Raw genomic sequence first — 17,453 nt, forward strand, 5'->3', positions numbered from 1 at the left:
CCCGCGTTTTGCGACAACGTTAGCTATTTGGCCGACGAATCAACGAAAACGCACAAAAGTGAGGCGCGCGCGGTGCGTGGGACAAAAAAAAGCCGCTCAGTCGAAACTGAGCGGCTTCGCTGGCTGATGAGCCCAAGCGGCTTGCGCCGCCCGGACTTACTCGCCTGAGTGCTGCTGTTCGGCGGCCGGAGTTTCCGGCGTACCGAATTCGAACGACTCTTCCGCTGCGATCTGATCGAAACGCTCGCGGTCGGACAGTTCCTTGCTCTTGCGTGCCTTGTGGAACGCGAGACCCGTACCGGCCGGAATCAGACGGCCGACGATCACGTTTTCCTTCAGACCGCGCAGATCGTCGCGCTTGCCCATGATCGCCGCTTCGGTCAGCACGCGGGTCGTTTCCTGGAACGACGCCGCCGAGATGAACGAATCGGTCGACAACGAGGCCTTCGTGATACCGAGCAAGACGTTTTCGTACGTTGCCGGACGCTTGTCTTCCGCGATCATACGGTCGTTCTCATCGAGCATATCCGACCGCTCGACCTGTTCGCCCGGGATGAAACGCGTATCGCCGTTGTCCGAAATCTGCACGCGGCGCAGCATCTGACGAACAATCACTTCGATGTGCTTGTCGTTGATCTTCACGCCTTGCAGACGGTACACGTCCTGCACTTCGTCCACGATGTAACGCGACAGCGCTTCGATACCTTGCAGACGCAAGATATCGTGCGGATCGGCCGGACCGTCGACAATCATTTCGCCCTTGTTGACGACCTGACCATCGTGCACCAGAACCTGCTTTTCCTTCGCAATCAGGAACTCGTGCTGATTGCCGTCGAGGTCCGTGATAACGAGACGCTGCTTGCCCTTCGTGTCCTTACCGAACGACGTCGTGCCCGTGACTTCCGCCAGAATACCGGCGTCCTTTGGCGAACGCGCTTCGAACAGTTCGGCCACACGCGGCAGACCACCGGTAATGTCACGCGTTTTCTGCGATTCAACCGGGATACGTGCCAGCACTTCACCGACCTGCACTTGCTGACCGTCCTTCACGGTGATCAGAGCGCCGACCTGGAAGCCGATCTGCACCGAGTGCTCGGTGTTCGGGATCTTGACTTCTTCGCCGTTCGCATCGAGCAGCTTGACCTGCGGACGCACCGTCTTCGACGCTTGCGAACCACGACGCTTCACGTCGATCACGACCAGCGTGGACAGACCCGTCACATCGTCGATCTGCTTGGCAACCGTCACGCCTTCTTCGACGTTTTCGAACTTCACCGTACCGCCCCACTCGGTGATGATCGGACGCGTCATCGGGTCCCACGTCGCCAGTTGCGTGCCGGCCTTGATCTGCGCGCCGTCCAGTTGCAACAGCGTCGCGCCGTACGGCACCTTGTGACGTTCACGCTCACGGCCGTGGTCGTCGGTGATCATCGCTTCGCCCGAACGCGAGATGACGATCTGCTCGCCCTTCGCGTTGGTGACGTAACGCATGGTCGCCGTGAAACGCACGGTACCGTTCGACTTCGCTTCAACCGACGAAGCCACTGCTGCACGCGATGCCGCACCACCGATGTGGAACGTACGCATCGTGAGCTGCGTACCCGGTTCACCGATCGACTGAGCAGCGATCACGCCCACTGCTTCGCCAACGTTGACCGACGAGCCACGACCCAAGTCGCGGCCATAGCAGGCGGCGCACAGGCCGTAACGCGTTTCGCAAGTCAGCGGGGTACGCACGCGCACTTCGTCGATGCCGAGTCGTTCGATTTCTTCGACCGCGTCTTCGTCGAGCAGCGTGCCCGTTTCGTACAGCGTTTCCTGCGATTCCGGATTGACGACGTCAGCCACCGTCACGCGACCGAGAATACGGTCACGCAGCGCTTCGACGACTTCACCGCCTTCGACCAACGCTTTCATGGCGACGCCGTTGGACGTACCGCAATCGTCCTCGACCACCACCAGATCCTGCGTCACGTCGACCAGACGACGCGTCAGGTAACCCGAGTTTGCCGTCTTCAGTGCCGTATCAGCCAGACCCTTACGTGCGCCGTGGGTCGAGATGAAGTATTGCAACACGTTCAGGCCTTCACGGAAGTTCGCCGTAATCGGCGTCTCGATGATCGAGCCGTCCGGCTTCGCCATCAGGCCACGCATACCGGCCAGCTGACGAATCTGAACCGCGGAACCACGAGCACCCGAGTCAGCCATCATGTAGATGGAGTTGAACGATTCCTGACGCGTTTCGTTGCCGTCGCGATCCACAACTGGTTCCGTCGACAGCTGTTCCATCATCGCCTTGCCGACCGCTTCCGACGTTGCCGACCAGATGTCGACCACGTTGTTGTAGCGCTCTTGCGACGTGACGAGACCCGACATGTACTGACGGTCGTATTCCTTCACCTTCTTCGCGGCGTCGCCGACGATGGTTTCCTTCTGCGGCGGCACGAGCATGTCGTCGACGCAGATCGAGATACCAGCGCGCGTGGCCAGACGGAAACCCGACTGCATCAACTGGTCGGCAAAAATCACCGTTTCACGCAGACCGCACTTACGGAATGCGGTGTTGATCAGGCGCGAAATTTCCTTCTTCTTCAGCGGCTTGTTCAGAACCGAGAACGGCAGACCCGGCGGCAGAATTTCCGACAGGATCGAACGGCCGACGGTCGTCGCATACAGCGTGATCTTCGGCACGAACGCCGGCGCGCCTTCCGACTTGTCTTCGTTGTGGACCATTTCCGTGATCCGCACGTTGACGCGCGAGGCGAGCTCGACTTCCTTGTTCTCGTACGCACGCAGCGCTTCCGAGACGCCCGTGAACGTCAGGCCTTCGCCCTTCGCGTTCACTGCTTCACGGGTCGCGTAGTACAGACCGAGCACGATATCCTGCGACGGCACGATCGACGGATCGCCGTTGGCCGGGAACAGGACGTTGTTCGACGCCAGCATCAGCGTACGCGCTTCCATCTGCGCTTCGAGCGACAGCGGCACGTGCACAGCCATCTGGTCACCGTCGAAGTCGGCGTTGAACGCCGCGCAAACGAGCGGGTGCAGCTGGATTGCCTTGCCTTCGATCAGCACCGGCTCGAAAGCCTGAATGCCAAGACGGTGCAGCGTAGGCGCACGGTTCAGCATGACCGGATGTTCGCGGATCACCTCTTCGAGGATGTCCCACACCACCGGCGTCTGGTTCTCGACTTCCTTCTTCGCAGCCTTGATGGTGGTAGCAACACCCATCACTTCCAGCTTGTTGAAGATGAACGGCTTGAACAGTTCGAGCGCCATCAGCTTCGGCAGGCCGCACTGATGCAGCTTGAGCGTCGGGCCAACCACGATCACCGAACGGCCGGAGTAGTCAACGCGCTTACCGAGCAAGTTCTGACGGAAACGACCGCCCTTACCCTTGATCATGTCAGCGAGCGACTTCAGCGGACGCTTGTTCGCGCCGGTCATTGCCTTACCGCGGCGACCGTTATCGAGCAGCGAATCGACGGCTTCCTGCAGCATCCGCTTTTCGTTGCGGACGATGATTTCAGGCGCCTTCAGTTCGAGCAGACGCTTCAACCGGTTGTTACGGTTGATCACGCGGCGATACAGGTCGTTCAGGTCCGACGTCGCGAAACGGCCGCCATCCAGCGGCACCAGCGGACGCAGTTCCGGCGGCAGCACCGGCAGCACTTCGAGCACCATCCAGTCAGGCTTGATGCCCGAACGCTGGAATGCCTCGAGCACTTTCAGGCGCTTCGCGTACTTCTTGATCTTCGCTTCCGAACCCGTGTTCTTGAGTTCGGTGCGCAGCATCTCGACCTGCTCGTCGATGTTGATCGCGCGCAGCAGTTCGCGCACGCCTTCCGCGCCCATCTCGGCACGGAACTCGTCACCGTACTCTTCGACCTTGTTGTAGTAATCCTCTTCGGTCATGATCTGCCGCGCTTTCAGCGGCGTCATGCCCGGATCGATCACCACATATGCTTCGAAGTACAGCACGCGTTCGATGTCGCGCAGCGTCATGTCGAGCACCATGCCCAGACGCGACGGCAGCGACTTCAGGAACCAGATGTGCGCGACCGGCGAGGCCAGCTCAATGTGGCCCATCCGTTCGCGACGCACCTTCGCGAGCGTCACTTCGACGCCGCACTTTTCGCAGATCACGCCACGATGCTTCAGGCGCTTGTACTTGCCGCAAAGGCATTCGTAGTCCTTGATCGGGCCAAAGATCTTCGCGCAGAACAAACCATCGCGTTCCGGCTTGAACGTCCGGTAGTTGATGGTTTCCGGCTTCTTCACTTCACCGAACGACCACGAACGGATCTTGTCTGGCGAGGCCAGACCGATCTTGATCGCGTCAAAAACTTCAGGCTGTTGGACTTGCTTGAATAGATCGAGCAGAGCTTTCATTGCTTTCTCTCCGTAGTCCGATTAGTTGCGGTCGAGGTCGATGTCGATACCGAGCGAGCGGATTTCCTTCACCAACACGTTGAAGGATTCCGGCATGCCTGCATCGATCACGTGATCGCCCTTGACGAGGTTTTCATAAACCTTGGTCCGGCCAGTCACGTCGTCCGACTTCACCGTCAGCATTTCCTGCAGCACATACGATGCGCCGTACGCTTCGAGCGCCCACACTTCCATTTCACCGAAACGCTGGCCACCGAACTGCGCCTTACCGCCCAACGGCTGCTGCGTCACGAGCGAGTACGGGCCCGTGGAACGCGCGTGCATCTTGTCGTCGACCAAGTGGTGCAGTTTCAGGTAGTGCATGTAGCCGACCGTCACCGTACGTTCGAACATCTCGCCCGTGCGGCCGTCGTACAGACGCACCTGATTCTTCGACGGCGTCATGCCGAGGTTCTTCGCGATGTCGTCCGGGAATGCCAGATCCAGCGCGCGCGACATTTCTTCTTCCGTCGCACCGTCGAACACCGGCGTGGCAAACGGAACGCCTTCGCGCAGATTCTTCGCCAGTTCGACGATTTCGTCGTCCGTGAAGCTGTCCAGCTCTTCAGCGCGGCCCGACTCGTTGTAGATCTTGGTCAGGAATTCGCGCAGTTCAGCGATCTTCGCCTGACGTTGCAGCATTTCGCCGATACGCCAGCCGAGACCCTTCGCGGCCCAACCCAGATGCACTTCGAGAACCTGACCCACGTTCATCCGCGACGGCACGCCGAGCGGGTTCAGAACGACGTCAGCCGGACGGCCATCGGCCATGTACGGCATGTCTTCGATCGGAACGATCTTCGACACCACACCCTTGTTACCGTGACGGCCGGCCATCTTGTCGCCAGGCTGCAGGCGGCGCTTGACTGCCAGATACACCTTGACCATCTTCAGCACGCCCGGCGGCAGTTCGTCGCCTTGCGTGAGCTTCTTGCGCTTTTCTTCGAACGCGAGATCGAACTGGTGACGCTTCTGTTCGATCGAGTCCTTGATCGCTTCGAGCTGTGCCGCTGCTTCTTCGTCCGCGAGGCGGATGTCGAACCAGTGGTAGTGATCCAGATCTTCCAGGTAAGCCTGTTCGATCTTCGTGCCCTTCGCGAGCTTCTTCGGACCGCCGTTCGCGACCTTGCCGGTCAGCATACGTGCGAGACGCTGGAATGCATCGCCTTCCACGATACGCAGCTGGTCGTTCAGGTCGAGGCGATAACGCTTCAGTTCATCGTCGATGATCTGTTGCGCACGCTTGTCGCGCTGAATGCCTTCACGCGTGAACACTTGCACGTCGATGACCGTGCCGCTCATGCCCGACGGCACGCGCAGCGACGTGTCCTTCACGTCCGAAGCCTTCTCGCCGAAAATTGCACGCAGCAGCTTTTCTTCCGGCGTCAGCTGGGTTTCGCCCTTCGGCGTGACCTTACCGACCAGCACGTCGCCTGCTTCGACTTCTGCGCCGATGTAGACGATGCCCGACTCATCGAGACGGCCGAGTTGCACTTCAGCCAGGTTCGAGATGTCGCGCGTGATTTCTTCCGGTCCGAGCTTCGTATCGCGGGCAACGACGTTCAGTTCTTCGATGTGGATCGACGTGTAACGATCGTCAGCAACCACCTTCTCCGAGATCAGGATCGAATCTTCGAAGTTGTAGCCATTCCACGGCATGAACGCGACCAGCATGTTCTGGCCGAGAGCCAGTTCGCCGAGGTCGGTCGATGCACCGTCAGCCAGCACGTCGCCACGCGACACAATATCGCCGACCTTCACGATCGGGCGCTGGTTGATGTTCGTGTTCTGGTTCGAACGTGTGTACTTGATCAGGTTGTAGATGTCCACGCCGACGTCGCCAGCAACGGCTTCATCGTCGTTCACGCGGATCACCATACGGCCTGCGTCGACGTAATCGACCACACCGCCGCGGAATGCCTGAACCGTCGTACCCGAGTCGACTGCCACCGTGCGTTCGATACCCGTACCGACTACCGCCTTTTCAGGACGCAGACACGGCACAGCCTGACGCTGCATGTTCGAACCCATCAATGCGCGGTTCGCGTCATCGTGCTCGAGGAACGGAATCAGCGATGCTGCCACCGACACGATCTGCGACGGCGCCACGTCCATGTACTGGATGCGGTCCGGCGTGACCATCAGCGTTTCGCCAGCTTCACGCGACGACACCAGTTCGTCGGTCAGCGAGCCGTCAGCAGCCACCGCCGCGTTCGCCTGAGCGATCACGTAACGGCCTTCTTCAATCGCCGACAGATAGTCGATCTGATCCGTCACCTTGCTGTCCACGACCTTGCGATACGGCGTTTCGAGGAAGCCGTATTCGTTCAGGTGCGCGTACAGAGCGAGCGAGTTGATCAGGCCGATGTTCGGACCTTCCGGCGTTTCGATCGGGCACACACGGCCATAGTGGGTCGGATGCACGTCGCGGACTTCAAAGCCAGCGCGCTCACGCGTCAAACCGCCCGGGCCAAGTGCCGAAACACGGCGCTTGTGGGTGATTTCCGACAGCGGGTTGGTCTGGTCCATAAACTGCGACAGCTGCGACGAACCGAAGAACTCGCGAATCGCCGACGAAATCGGCTTCGAGTTGATCAGGTCGTGCGGCATCAGGTTTTCGCTTTCGGCCTGGCCGAGGCGTTCCTTCACAGCACGTTCGACACGCACGAGACCAGCGCGGAACTGGTTTTCCGCCAGTTCGCCGACGCAACGCACACGACGATTGCCCAAGTGGTCGATGTCGTCCACTTCGCCCTTGCCGTTACGCAGCTCGACCAGGATCTTGATCGTGGCGAGGATGTCGTCGTCTTGCAGTGTCATCGGCCCGACGATTTCGTCGCGACCGACACGGCGGTTGAACTTCATACGACCCACCTTGGACAGGTCGTATGCGTCCTCGCTGTAGAACAGACGGTTGAACAGCGCCTCGACCGCTTCTTCGGTCGGCGGTTCGCCCGGACGCATCATGCGGTAGATCGCAATGCGTGCAGCCATACGGTCCGCGGTTTCGTCGATGCGCAGCGTCGAAGAAATGTACGGGCCTTGATCCAGATCGTTCGTGTAGAGCGTCTGGATGTCTTTGATCTTCGATTCGCGAAGCTTTTCGAGGACGGTTTCAGTGATTTCGTCGTTCGCGTTGGCGATGACTTCACCGGTGTCGCCGTCGACGACGTTCTTCGCCAGCACGCGGCCGAGCAGGTAGTCTTCCGGCACCGAAATGAATTTCGTCTTCGCGTTGTCGAGATCGCGAATATGCTTGGCGTTGATCCGCTTGTCCTTCTGGACAATCACGTTGCCGTCACGGTCCGAAATGTCGAAACGTGCGACTTCACCACGCAGACGCTCCGGCACGAATTCCATCTGCGCGCCTTCCGGCATCAGCGTGAAATTGTCGAACACGAAGAAGTTTGCGAGGATCTGTTCCGGCGTCAGGCCGATTGCCTTCAGCAGGATCGTGACCGGCATCTTGCGGCGACGGTCGACGCGGAAGTACAGCACGTCCTTCGGGTCGAACTCGAAATCGAGCCACGAACCGCGGTAAGGAATGATACGTGCCGAGAACAGGAGCTTGCCCGAGCTGTGCGTCTTGCCCTTGTCGTGTTCGAAGAACACGCCCGGCGAACGGTGCAGCTGCGAAACGATCACACGTTCCGTGCCGTTGATCACGAACGAACCCGTCGGCGTCATGAGCGGAATTTCGCCCATGTACACTTCCTGTTCCTTCACTTCCTTGACGACCGGCTTGCTCGGCGATTCCTTGTCGAGCAGCACCAGACGCACTTTCGCGCGCAGGGCCGAGCAGTACGTCAAACCGCGCTGCTGACATTCCTTGATGTTGAATGCCGGCGGCGACAGCATGTAGCTGACGAACTCTAGACGAGCGAACCCGTTATGCGAAACAATCGGAAAAACGGAGGTAAACGCAGCTTGCAGGCCTTCCGGCTTGCGTTGCGTAGACGACGTGTCTGCTTGCAGAAACGTGCTGAATGATTCAAGCTGGGTAGCCAGCAGGAAAGGTACTTGGTGAACGATGGGGCGCTTCGCAAAACTCTTGCGAATACGCTTCTTCTCGGTGAAGGAATATTGCATACGATCTCCGAATCACGGCGGGCATTGTTGTCGAGGCAGGATACCTTGATGAGACAACCCGAGTGTTCACCGACTGAGACCCGATGGCCGTCCGATGGCTTGAACGAGCCTAGAAGCTTGGTGGTTGGCCGCTACCAACCGCTGGCTGACGGCAGCGGATGCCTATGTTGCCCGCTACCCGACCAAACTTGCCTTCTGCAGTCGCTTCAGAAGACAAAGAGAAGCGCCGGTCAATGTTGCCGATAGGCGATTTTCTTTGGCTTCTAGACCCACGCTTTTGCCGAATTCGGCCGGTAAAAACGTGGTTTCCACAAAGCACAAAAAGGCCGGCGGTGGAAAACCGCCAGCCTTCGCACAACGCGCTGAAACTTACTTGATTTCAGCCTTCGCGCCGGCGTCTTCCAACTTCTTCTTCGCTTCTTCAGCAGCAGCCTTCGGCACCGCTTCCTTAACCGGCTTCGGTGCGCCGTCGACCAGGTCCTTCGCTTCCTTCAGGCCGAGACCCGTCAGTTCACGAACAGCCTTAATGACCGAAACCTTGTTCGCGCCGACTTCCGTCAGGTTGACCGTGAATTCGGTTTGCTCTTCAGCGACAGCTGCAGCTGCGCCTGCCGGGCCTGCCACTGCAACAGCAGCTGCCGAGACGCCAAACTTTTCTTCGAACGCCTTGACCAGTTCGTTCAGTTCCAGAACCGACATCGAGCTTACTGCCTCGAGGATGTCATCTTTTGCGATTGCCATTTGAAATACTCCTAAATTGAATTCGGATACAGCCAGCGATCAATCACGCTCGACTGAAGTGCGTTATGCAGCGGTTTCTTCGCCTTGTTTCTTTTCTGCCAGCGCGGCCAGAGCGCGCGCAAAGCCGGAAACAGGTGCTTGCATAACGTACAACAGCTTGGAGAGCAGTTCTTCGCGGCTCGGGATGTTTGCCAGCGCTTGCACGCCAGCCTTGTCCATCACCTTGCCTTCGTAGGAACCAGCCTTGATGATCAACTTGTCATTGGTTTTGCCGAAGTCGTTGACGACCTTAGCAGCAGCAATTGCATCTTCCGAGATGCCGTAGATCAGGGGACCAGTCATCTGCTCTGCCAGCGGAGCAAACGGGGTACCTTCGACAGCGCGACGCGCCAGCGTGTTCTTCAACACACGAAGGTAAACCTGTTGCTCACGCGCTTTCGCGCGCAGCTTGGTCAGATCGCCAACCGCGATTCCACGATACTCAGCCAGAACCACGGTCTGGGCTTTCGCGACTTGCGCGGCAACCTCAGCGACGACGGCCTGCTTGCTTTCTTTGTTAAGTGGCACGGTTAACCTCCAGATTCGATACACGCAGCGTGCGCCTTGTGTACCGCGTTCAATAACGGCGTCCGACCAGTCAGGAGTATTTCGACCGCCTGAAATCCGCATTGCTGTGGACCTCAACCGGCTTCATCACTACAAAACCTTTTCGGGTTCGCCATCTGCGTTGGCTTTACATTAAGGGACCGCCTACCTGCTGCGCTCCCGCCAACGGTCTTTGACAACCGGTCGCTCGATGCTGACTGCCATCTTGCGACCGCCCAAAGCCCATAAAACCGCCTCGACTCGCACCGAGGCGATGAAATCTATTATTGTGCTGCGATCGATGCCTGGTCGACGCGAACGCCAACACCCATCGTGCTCGACAGCGCAACCTTGCGCAGGTAGACACCCTTGCTCGTTGCCGGCTTCGCTTTTTGGAGCGCGTCGACGAGAGCGTTCAGGTTGCTACGCAGAGCTGTCGGCTCGAACGAAGCGCGACCGATGGTGGCGTGGATGATACCGGCCTTGTCGACACGGAATTGCACCTGACCCGCCTTAGCGTTCTTGACCGCAGTCGCGACGTCCGGCGTAACCGTACCAACCTTCGGGTTCGGCATCAGGCCACGCGGGCCCAGGATCTGACCGAGCGTACCGACCACGCGCATCGTGTCCGGCGAAGCGATCACGATATCGAAGTCCAGCTTGCCCGCCTTGACTTGTTCAGCCAGATCTTCCATACCGACGACTTCTGCGCCAGCTGCACGAGCTTGCTCAGCCTTTTCGCCTTGTGCGAACACTGCCACGCGAACCGACTTACCGGTACCAGCCGGCAGCACGACCGAACCGCGAACGACTTGGTCCGACTTCTTCGCGTCAATGCCGAGTTGCACTGCAACGTCGATCGACTCGTCGAACTTCGCGCTCGCGCATTCCTTCACGAGCGACAGGGCTTCGTCGATCGCGTACAACTTTTGACGATCAACCTTGGCTGCAAATGCCTGCAGACGCTTTGAAAGCTTAGCCATTTACACGCCCTCCACGGTGATGCCCATCGAGCGGGCGCTACCAGCGATCGTACGAACCGCCGCATCCAGATCAGCTGCCGTAAGATCGGGCATCTTGGTCTTGGCGATTTCTTCAGCTTGAGCACGGGTGATCTTGCCGACCTTATCGGTATGCGGCTTGGCCGAACCCTTGTCGATCTTCGCTGCCTTCTTGATCAGAACCGTAGCCGGCGGCGTCTTCAGAACGAACGTGAAGCTCTTGTCCGCGAACGCGGTAATCACGACCGGAATCGGCAGACCCGGTTCCAGTGCCTGAGTCTGCGCGTTAAACGCCTTGCAGAACTCCATGATGTTCAGGCCGCGTTGGCCCAGTGCCGGACCGACCGGCGGCGACGGGTTGGCTTTACCTGCAGGAATCTGCAGCTTGATAAAGCCAATGATTTTCTTTGCCATGTTGAAAACCTCTTTGGAACGCGTTAGCGTTCAGTGAGTAGTAGCGCGCGCTCACCAAGAAACGGGTTACTGGCGCTCCTCAACGGCCATTACGCGGGCCGTAAGCGCGAAATACGGGGCGCACCGACTGATGCACCCCGTGGAATTCTGGATTACAACTTTTCGACCTGGCCGAATTCCAGCTCGACCGGCGTTGCGCGGCCGAAGATTGTAACGGAAACACGCACGCGCGACTTTTCGTAGTTCACTTCTTCGACGCTGCCGTTGAAATCCGTGAACGGACCGTCCTTCACCCGCACCATCTCGCCTACTTCGAACAGGGTTTTCGGACGCGGCTTCTCCACGCCTTCCTGCATTTGCGACATGATCTTCTCGACTTCCCTCGGGGAAATCGGGCTCGGACGATTACGCGCACCGCCAACAAAACCCGTCACCTTCGCCGTGTTCTTCACGAGGTGCCACGTTTCGTCAGTCATTTCCATTTCCACGAGGACATAGCCCGGGAAGAAACGACGTTCGGTCACCGATTTGTGACCGCCCTTCACCTCGACAACTTCTTCAGTCGGAACGAGGATTTGACCAAACTGATCTTGCATGCCAGCACGTTCGATGCGCTCCTGAAGCGCACGTTGCACGCTCTTCTCCATGCCGGAGTAGGCGTGCACGACGTACCAACGCTTACCACTCGGGGATGCCGGAGTTTCGCTCATATCATTTCCAACCCAGAATCACCGAGAAAATCGCCCATTCGATGGATTTGTCGCTAACCCAAAGAAAGATCGCCATAACGAACACGAAGCCGAACACCACGAGCGTCGTCTGAGTAGCCTCTTTGCGAGTCGGCCAGACAACCTTGCGGACTTCTTTATACGAATCTTTGGCGAAAGCGATGAAACCCTTGCCAGGCGCGGAGAGGAGACCGACTGCAACACCCGCGATAGCGCCAACAGCCAAGGCGGCTCCGCGGACGTACCATTCCTGGCCACTGAGCCAGAAGAACCCCACGAACCCGGCCAAGACCAACAATACGCCCGCGACGAGCATCAGCTTGTCGCCGGATGTATTTACAGTTTCGACGGAAGGATTCGCCATAACACCTTAACGAAGCGCCATATGCGGCGCGAGAATTGGCAGGGGCAGAGGGAATCGAACCCCCAACCTTCGGTTTTGGAGACCGACGCTCTGCCAGTTGAGCTATACCCCTAAACCATTTTGGGGTTGACGACACCGCCAACCCCGAAACCACCGATCAACGAGAACTATCTGGCGTTACTCGAGAATCTTGGCAACCACACCTGCGCCGACGGTACGGCCGCCTTCGCGGATTGCAAAACGCAGACCTTCTTCCATCGCGATCGGGTTGATCAGCTTCACCGTGATCGACACGTTGTCGCCCGGCATGACCATTTCCTTGTCCTTCGGCAACTCGATCGAGCCCGTCACGTCCGTCGTACGGAAGTAGAACTGCGGACGATAGTTGTTGAAGAACGGCGTGTGGCGGCCGCCTTCGTCCTTGCTCAGCACGTACACTTCAGCCGTGAAGTGCGTGTGCGGGTTGATCGAACCCGGCTTCGCCAGAACCTGGCCGCGCTCCACGTCTTCACGCTTCGTGCCGCGCAGCAGGATACCCACGTTGTCGCCTGCCTGACCCTGGTCGAGCAGCTTGCGGAACATTTCCACGCCCGTGCAGGTCGTCTTCACCGTCGGCTTGATACCCACGATTTCGATTTCTTCGCCGACCTTCACGATGCCGCGCTCAACGCGACCCGTCACCACCGTGCCACGACCCGAGATCGAGAACACGTCTTCCACCGGCATCAGGAACGCACCGTCAACTGCGCGCTCCGGCGTCGGGATGTACGTGTCCAGCGCGTCGGCCAGATTCATGATCGCCACTTCGCCCAGCTCGCCTGCGTCGCCTTCCAGCGCCAGCTTGGCCGAACCCTTGATGATCGGCGTGTCGTCGCCCGGGAAGTCGTACTTCGACAGAAGTTCGCGAACTTCCATCTCGACCAGCTCCAGCAGCTCAGCGTCGTCCACCATGTCGCACTTGTTCAGGAACACGATGATGTACGGAACGCCAACCTGACGCGCCAGCAGGATGTGCTCACGCGTTTGCGGCATCGGGCCGTCTGCTGCCGAGCACACCAGGATCGCGCCGTCCATCTGCGCTGCGCCCGTGATCATGTTCTTCACATAGTCAGCGTGGCCCGGGCAGTCCACGTGTGCGTAGTGGCGGTTAGCCGTTTCGTACTCGACGTGCGCCGTGTTGATCGTGATGCCGCGCGCCTTTTCTTCCGGCGCCGCGTCGATCTGGTCGTATGCCTTTGCTTCGCCGCCAAACCTCTTGGTCAGCACCGTCGTGATCGCTGCCGTCAGCGTGGTCTTGCCGTGGTCAACGTGACCGATCGTGCCGACGTTCACGTGCGGCTTGGTCCGCTCAAACTTACCCTTGGCCATTTTCGACTCCTAAGAGGATTTTTCCGTACGTTGCGCCGGGCGCAAACAATCACCGAGTACTTCTGGTGCCCATGGGCAGGATCGAACTGCCGACCTCTCCCTTACCAAGGGAGTGCTCTACCACTGAGCCACATGGGCGCTACTTCTTTGTTGCTGGAGCGGGTGAAGGGAATCGAACCCTCGTCGTAAGCTTGGAAGGCTTCTGCTCTACCATTGAGCTACACCCGCAAGGATCCATGGATTCCCAGCTACTGCTACAACTTGCATTCTGGTGGAGGAGGTTGGATTCGAACCAACGTAGGCGTAAGCCAACAGATTTACAGTCTGCCCCCTTTAGCCACTCGGGCACCCCTCCGCAGAGAACTGATGATTATGGGGGAACAACCGCTTGTTGTCAAGACTTGCTTGACCGTTCCAAACCCAAGGCTCTCACTTATATGGTGAGTTCAGCCGCCGCCGTAAACGCAGAAACCCCACCTTGCTGGGTGGGGTTTCTGTTGCTGCTAGGGAGCCTGACGATTACCTACTTTCACACGGGAATCCGCACTATCATCGGCGTGGAGTCGTTTCACGGTCCTGTTCGGGATGGGAAGGGGTGGTACCGACACGCTATGGTCATCAGGCATGACTTGTTGTCGTGTCGCCCTTGAGGGCGGCACAACCAATCTGGAAGAAGTAGCTGAGAGGATGCCTCTCGCAACACGTTCAATACGTGCGGGTTGTGTTGTTTCTGGCACAACAACGATCACTCAACCGTGTGTGGTGTCCGCCCCCCCTTCGGGGGTGGGGTCCGCGTAAGTGCTGAAGCACTAGCGCTAACCGGACACGAAACACACCTGTTATAGGATCAAGCCTTACGGGCAATTAGTATCAGTTAGCTTAACGCATTACTGCGCTTCCACACCTGACCTATCAACGTCCTGGTCTTGAACGACCCTTCAAGGGGCTCGAAGCCCCGGGGATATCTCATCTTAAGGCGAGTTTCCCGCTTAGATGCTTTCAGCGGTTATCTCTTCCGAACATAGCTACCCGGCGATGCCACTGGCGTGACAACCGGTACACCAGAGGTTCGTCCACTCCGGTCCTCTCGTACTAGGAGCAGCCCCCTTCAAATATCCAGCGCCCACGGCAGATAGGGACCAAACTGTCTCACGACGTTTTAAACCCAGCTCACGTACCTCTTTAAATGGCGAACAGCCATACCCTTGGGACCGGCTACAGCCCCAGGATGAGATGAGCCGACATCGAGGTGCCAAACACCGCCGTCGATATGAACTCTTGGGCGGTATCAGCCTGTTATCCCCAGAGTACCTTTTATCCGTTGAGCGATGGCCCTTCCATACAGAACCACCGGATCACTATGACCTGCTTTCGCACCTGCTCGACTTGTCGGTCTCGCAGTTAAGCACGCTTATGCCATTGCACTATCAGCACGATTTCCGACCGTACCTAGCGTACCTTCGTACTCCTCCGTTACACTTTGGGAGGAGACCGCCCCAGTCAAACTGCCTACCATGCACTGTCCCCGACCCGGATCACGGGCCAAGGTTAGAACCTCAAACAAACCAGGGTGGTATTTCAAGGACGGCTCCACGCAAACTGGCGTTCACGCTTCATAGCCTCCCACCTATCCTACACAGATCGGTTCAAAGTCCAATGCAAAGCTACAGTAAAGGTTCATGGGGTCTTTCCGTCTAGCCGCGGGGAGATTGCATCATCACAAACACTTCAACTTCGCTGAGTCTCGGGAGGAGACAGTGTGGCCATCGTTACGCCATTCGTGCAGGTCGGAACTTACCCGACAAGGAATTTCGCTACCTTAGGACCGTTATAGTTACGGCCGCCGTTTACCGGGACTTCAATCAAGAGCTTGCACCCCATCATTTAATCTTCCGGCACCGGGCAGGCGTCACACCCTATACGTCCACTTTCGTGTTTGCAGAGTGCTGTGTTTTTATTAAACAGTCGCAGCCACCAGTTTATTGCAACCCCTTCACCCTTCTGGCGCAGGCCAGTCAAGCTACAGGGGCGTACCTTATCCCGAAGTTACGGTACCAATTTGCCGAGTTCCTTCTCCCGAGTTCTCTCAAGCGCCTTAGAATACTCATCTCGCCCACCTGTGTCGGTTTGCGGTACGGTCTTGTTAAACTGAAGCTTAGAGGCTTTTCTTGGAACCACTTCCAGTTGCTTCTTCACCGAAGTGAATGGCGCCACGCCCTTGAATTGCGCACCCGGATTTGCCTGAGTGCCTTCTCCAACGCAGCGACCGGGACTTCCAACACCCGGACAACCTTCCGCGATCCGTCCCCCCATCGCATTTAACAATGGTGCAGGAATATTAACCTGCTTCCCATCAGCTACGCATTTCTGCCTCGCCTTAGGGGCCGACTCACCCTACGCCGATGAACGTTGCGTAGGAAACCTTGGGCTTACGGCGAGGGGGCCTTTCACCCCCTTTATCGCTACTCATGTCAGCATTCGCACTTCCGATACCTCCAGCGCACTTTTCAATGCACCTTCGCAGGCTTACGGAACGCTCTCCTACCATGCACATAAATGTGCATCCGCAGCTTCGGTATATTGCTTAGCCCCGTTACATCTTCCGCGCAGGACGACTCGATCAGTGAGCTATTACGCTTTCTTTAAAGGATGGCTGCTTCTAAGCCAACCTCCTGACTGTTTTAGCCTTCCCACTTCGTTTCCCACTTAGCAATATTTGGGGACCTTAGCTGGCGGTCTGGGTTGTTTCCCTCTTGACACCGGACGTTAGCACCCGATGTCTGTCTCCCGTGATTGCACTCTTCGGTATTCGGAGTTTGCTATGGCGTAGTAATCCGCAATGGACCCCACAACCATGACAGTGCTCTACCCCCGAAGGTGATACACGAGGCACTACCTAAATAGTTTTCGGAGAGAACCAGCTATTTCCAGGTTTGTTTAGCCTTTCACCCCTATCCACAGCTCATCCCCTAACTTTTCAACGTTAGTGGGTTCGGACCTCCAGTACGTGTTACCGCACCTTCATCCTGGCCATGGATAGATCACCTGGTTTCGGGTCTACACCCAGCGACTGAACGCCCTGTTCGGACTCGCTTTCGCTACGCCTGCCCTAATCGGTTAAGCTTGCCACTGAATGTAAGTCGCTGACCCATTATACAAAAGGTACGCCGTCACCCCTTGCGAGGCTCCGACTGTTTGTATGCATGCGGTTTCAGGATCTATTTCACTCCCCTCCCGGGGTTCTTTTCGCCTTTCCCTCACGGTACTGGTTCACTATCGGTCGATCACGAGTATTTAGCCTTGGAGGATGGTCCCCCCATCTTCAGACAGGATTTCACGTGTCCCGCCCTACTTCTCGTACACCCAGTTCTTCCTCGCTGTTTTCGTCTACAGGGCTATCACCTGCTATGGCCGCACTTTCCAGAGCGTTCGACTAACAATGAAGATAAAGAGTACAGGCTGGTCCCATTTCGCTCGCCACTACTCTGGGAATCTCGGTTGATTTCTTTTCCTGCGGTTACTTAGATGTTTCAGTTCACCGCGTTCGCTTCGCATGACCTATGTATTCAGTCATGGATACTCCATAAGGAGTGGGTTTCCCCATTCGGATATCGGTGGATCAAAGCTCGTTTGCCAGCTCCCCACCGCTTTTCGCAGGCTACCGCGTCCTTCATCGCCTGTGATCGCCAAGGCATCCACCACATGCACTTGTTCGCTTGACCCTATAAC

General features: G+C 57.7%; 9 protein-coding genes, 4 tRNA genes and 2 rRNA genes. All 15 read right to left on the minus strand.

Translation table 11 applies throughout. The features are described from left to right. Positions 1-156 precede the first annotated feature (156 nt). The 15 genes from rpoC to PQR27_RS19305 all read right to left on the minus strand — a co-directional run bounded on the left by rpoC (position 157) and on the right by PQR27_RS19305 (position 17,446). Positions 157-4,395: a DNA-directed RNA polymerase subunit beta' gene (gene rpoC, locus PQR27_RS19235; RefSeq protein ID WP_408525101.1), complete on the minus strand. Its 4,239-nt coding sequence runs from the start codon at positions 4,393-4,395 to the stop codon at positions 157-159. A 21-nt stretch (positions 4,396-4,416) separates the two neighbouring features. Further along, a complete protein-coding gene (gene rpoB, locus PQR27_RS19240; protein ID WP_408525102.1) occupies positions 4,417-8,523 on the minus strand; it encodes a DNA-directed RNA polymerase subunit beta in 4,107 nt (1,368 codons plus the stop codon). A gap of 369 nt (positions 8,524-8,892) precedes the next feature. Then, complete coding sequence (rplL, locus tag PQR27_RS19245) at positions 8,893-9,264, minus strand: 50S ribosomal protein L7/L12 (protein ID WP_408525103.1); 372 nt, start codon at positions 9,262-9,264, stop codon at positions 8,893-8,895. Positions 9,265-9,327: 63 nt separating this feature from the next. Beyond that, complete coding sequence (rplJ, locus tag PQR27_RS19250) at positions 9,328-9,831, minus strand: 50S ribosomal protein L10 (protein ID WP_007180144.1); 504 nt, start codon at positions 9,829-9,831, stop codon at positions 9,328-9,330. Positions 9,832-10,133: 302 nt separating this feature from the next. Further along, positions 10,134-10,832: a 50S ribosomal protein L1 gene (rplA, locus tag PQR27_RS19255; RefSeq protein WP_007180145.1), complete on the minus strand. Its 699-nt coding sequence runs from the start codon at positions 10,830-10,832 to the stop codon at positions 10,134-10,136. Continuing rightward, positions 10,833-11,264 carry a 50S ribosomal protein L11 gene (gene rplK / locus PQR27_RS19260; RefSeq protein ID WP_408525104.1) on the minus strand — a complete coding sequence of 144 codons (432 nt, stop codon included), beginning with the start codon at positions 11,262-11,264 and terminating at the stop codon, positions 10,833-10,835. Between the two features lie 152 nt (positions 11,265-11,416). Continuing rightward, positions 11,417-11,974 carry a transcription termination/antitermination protein NusG gene (gene nusG, locus PQR27_RS19265; RefSeq protein WP_408525105.1) on the minus strand — a complete coding sequence of 186 codons (558 nt, stop codon included), beginning with the start codon at positions 11,972-11,974 and terminating at the stop codon, positions 11,417-11,419. A 1-nt stretch (position 11,975) separates the two neighbouring features. Then, positions 11,976-12,356 (minus strand): preprotein translocase subunit SecE, encoded by a 381-nt coding sequence (gene secE / locus PQR27_RS19270; RefSeq protein WP_011490062.1) that lies wholly within the window; start codon positions 12,354-12,356, stop codon positions 11,976-11,978. A 36-nt stretch (positions 12,357-12,392) separates the two neighbouring features. Next, positions 12,393-12,468 (minus strand) — tRNA-Trp (locus PQR27_RS19275). 65 nt (positions 12,469-12,533) lie between these two features. Beyond that, the gene (gene tuf / locus PQR27_RS19280; RefSeq protein WP_408525106.1) at positions 12,534-13,724 is read right to left on the minus strand and encodes an elongation factor Tu; all 1,191 of its coding nucleotides are present in this window, start codon (positions 13,722-13,724) and stop codon (positions 12,534-12,536) included. A 63-nt stretch (positions 13,725-13,787) separates the two neighbouring features. After that, positions 13,788-13,862: transfer RNA gene (locus PQR27_RS19285), tRNA-Thr, on the minus strand. Positions 13,863-13,878: 16 nt separating this feature from the next. Next, positions 13,879-13,952 (minus strand) — tRNA-Gly (locus PQR27_RS19290). A gap of 41 nt (positions 13,953-13,993) precedes the next feature. Next, positions 13,994-14,079: transfer RNA gene (locus tag PQR27_RS19295), tRNA-Tyr, on the minus strand. Positions 14,080-14,234: 155 nt separating this feature from the next. Further along, positions 14,235-14,347 (minus strand): 5S ribosomal RNA (rrf, locus tag PQR27_RS19300). A 220-nt stretch (positions 14,348-14,567) separates the two neighbouring features. Beyond that, positions 14,568-17,446, minus strand: a 23S ribosomal RNA gene (locus tag PQR27_RS19305). Positions 17,447-17,453: the final 7 nt, after the last annotated feature.

Origin of the sequence: Paraburkholderia fungorum (assembly GCF_046027215.1) — a bacterium.
Classification (GTDB): domain Bacteria; phylum Pseudomonadota; class Gammaproteobacteria; order Burkholderiales; family Burkholderiaceae; genus Paraburkholderia; species Paraburkholderia fungorum_D.

Coding starts and splice junctions, on each gene's coding strand:
- rplL (WP_408525103.1), bottom strand. CDS start 9,264: ATGGCAATCGCAAAAGATGACATCCTCGAGGCAGTAAGCTCGATGTCG.
- secE (WP_011490062.1), bottom strand. CDS start 12,356: ATGGCGAATCCTTCCGTCGAAACTGTAAATACATCCGGCGACAAGCTG.
- rplK (WP_408525104.1), bottom strand. CDS start 11,264: ATGGCAAAGAAAATCATTGGCTTTATCAAGCTGCAGATTCCTGCAGGT.
- nusG (WP_408525105.1), bottom strand. CDS start 11,974: ATGAGCGAAACTCCGGCATCCCCGAGTGGTAAGCGTTGGTACGTCGTG.
- tuf (WP_408525106.1), bottom strand. CDS start 13,724: ATGGCCAAGGGTAAGTTTGAGCGGACCAAGCCGCACGTGAACGTCGGC.
- rpoB (WP_408525102.1), bottom strand. CDS start 8,523: ATGCAATATTCCTTCACCGAGAAGAAGCGTATTCGCAAGAGTTTTGCG.
- rplA (WP_007180145.1), bottom strand. CDS start 10,832: ATGGCTAAGCTTTCAAAGCGTCTGCAGGCATTTGCAGCCAAGGTTGAT.
- rpoC (WP_408525101.1), bottom strand. CDS start 4,395: ATGAAAGCTCTGCTCGATCTATTCAAGCAAGTCCAACAGCCTGAAGTT.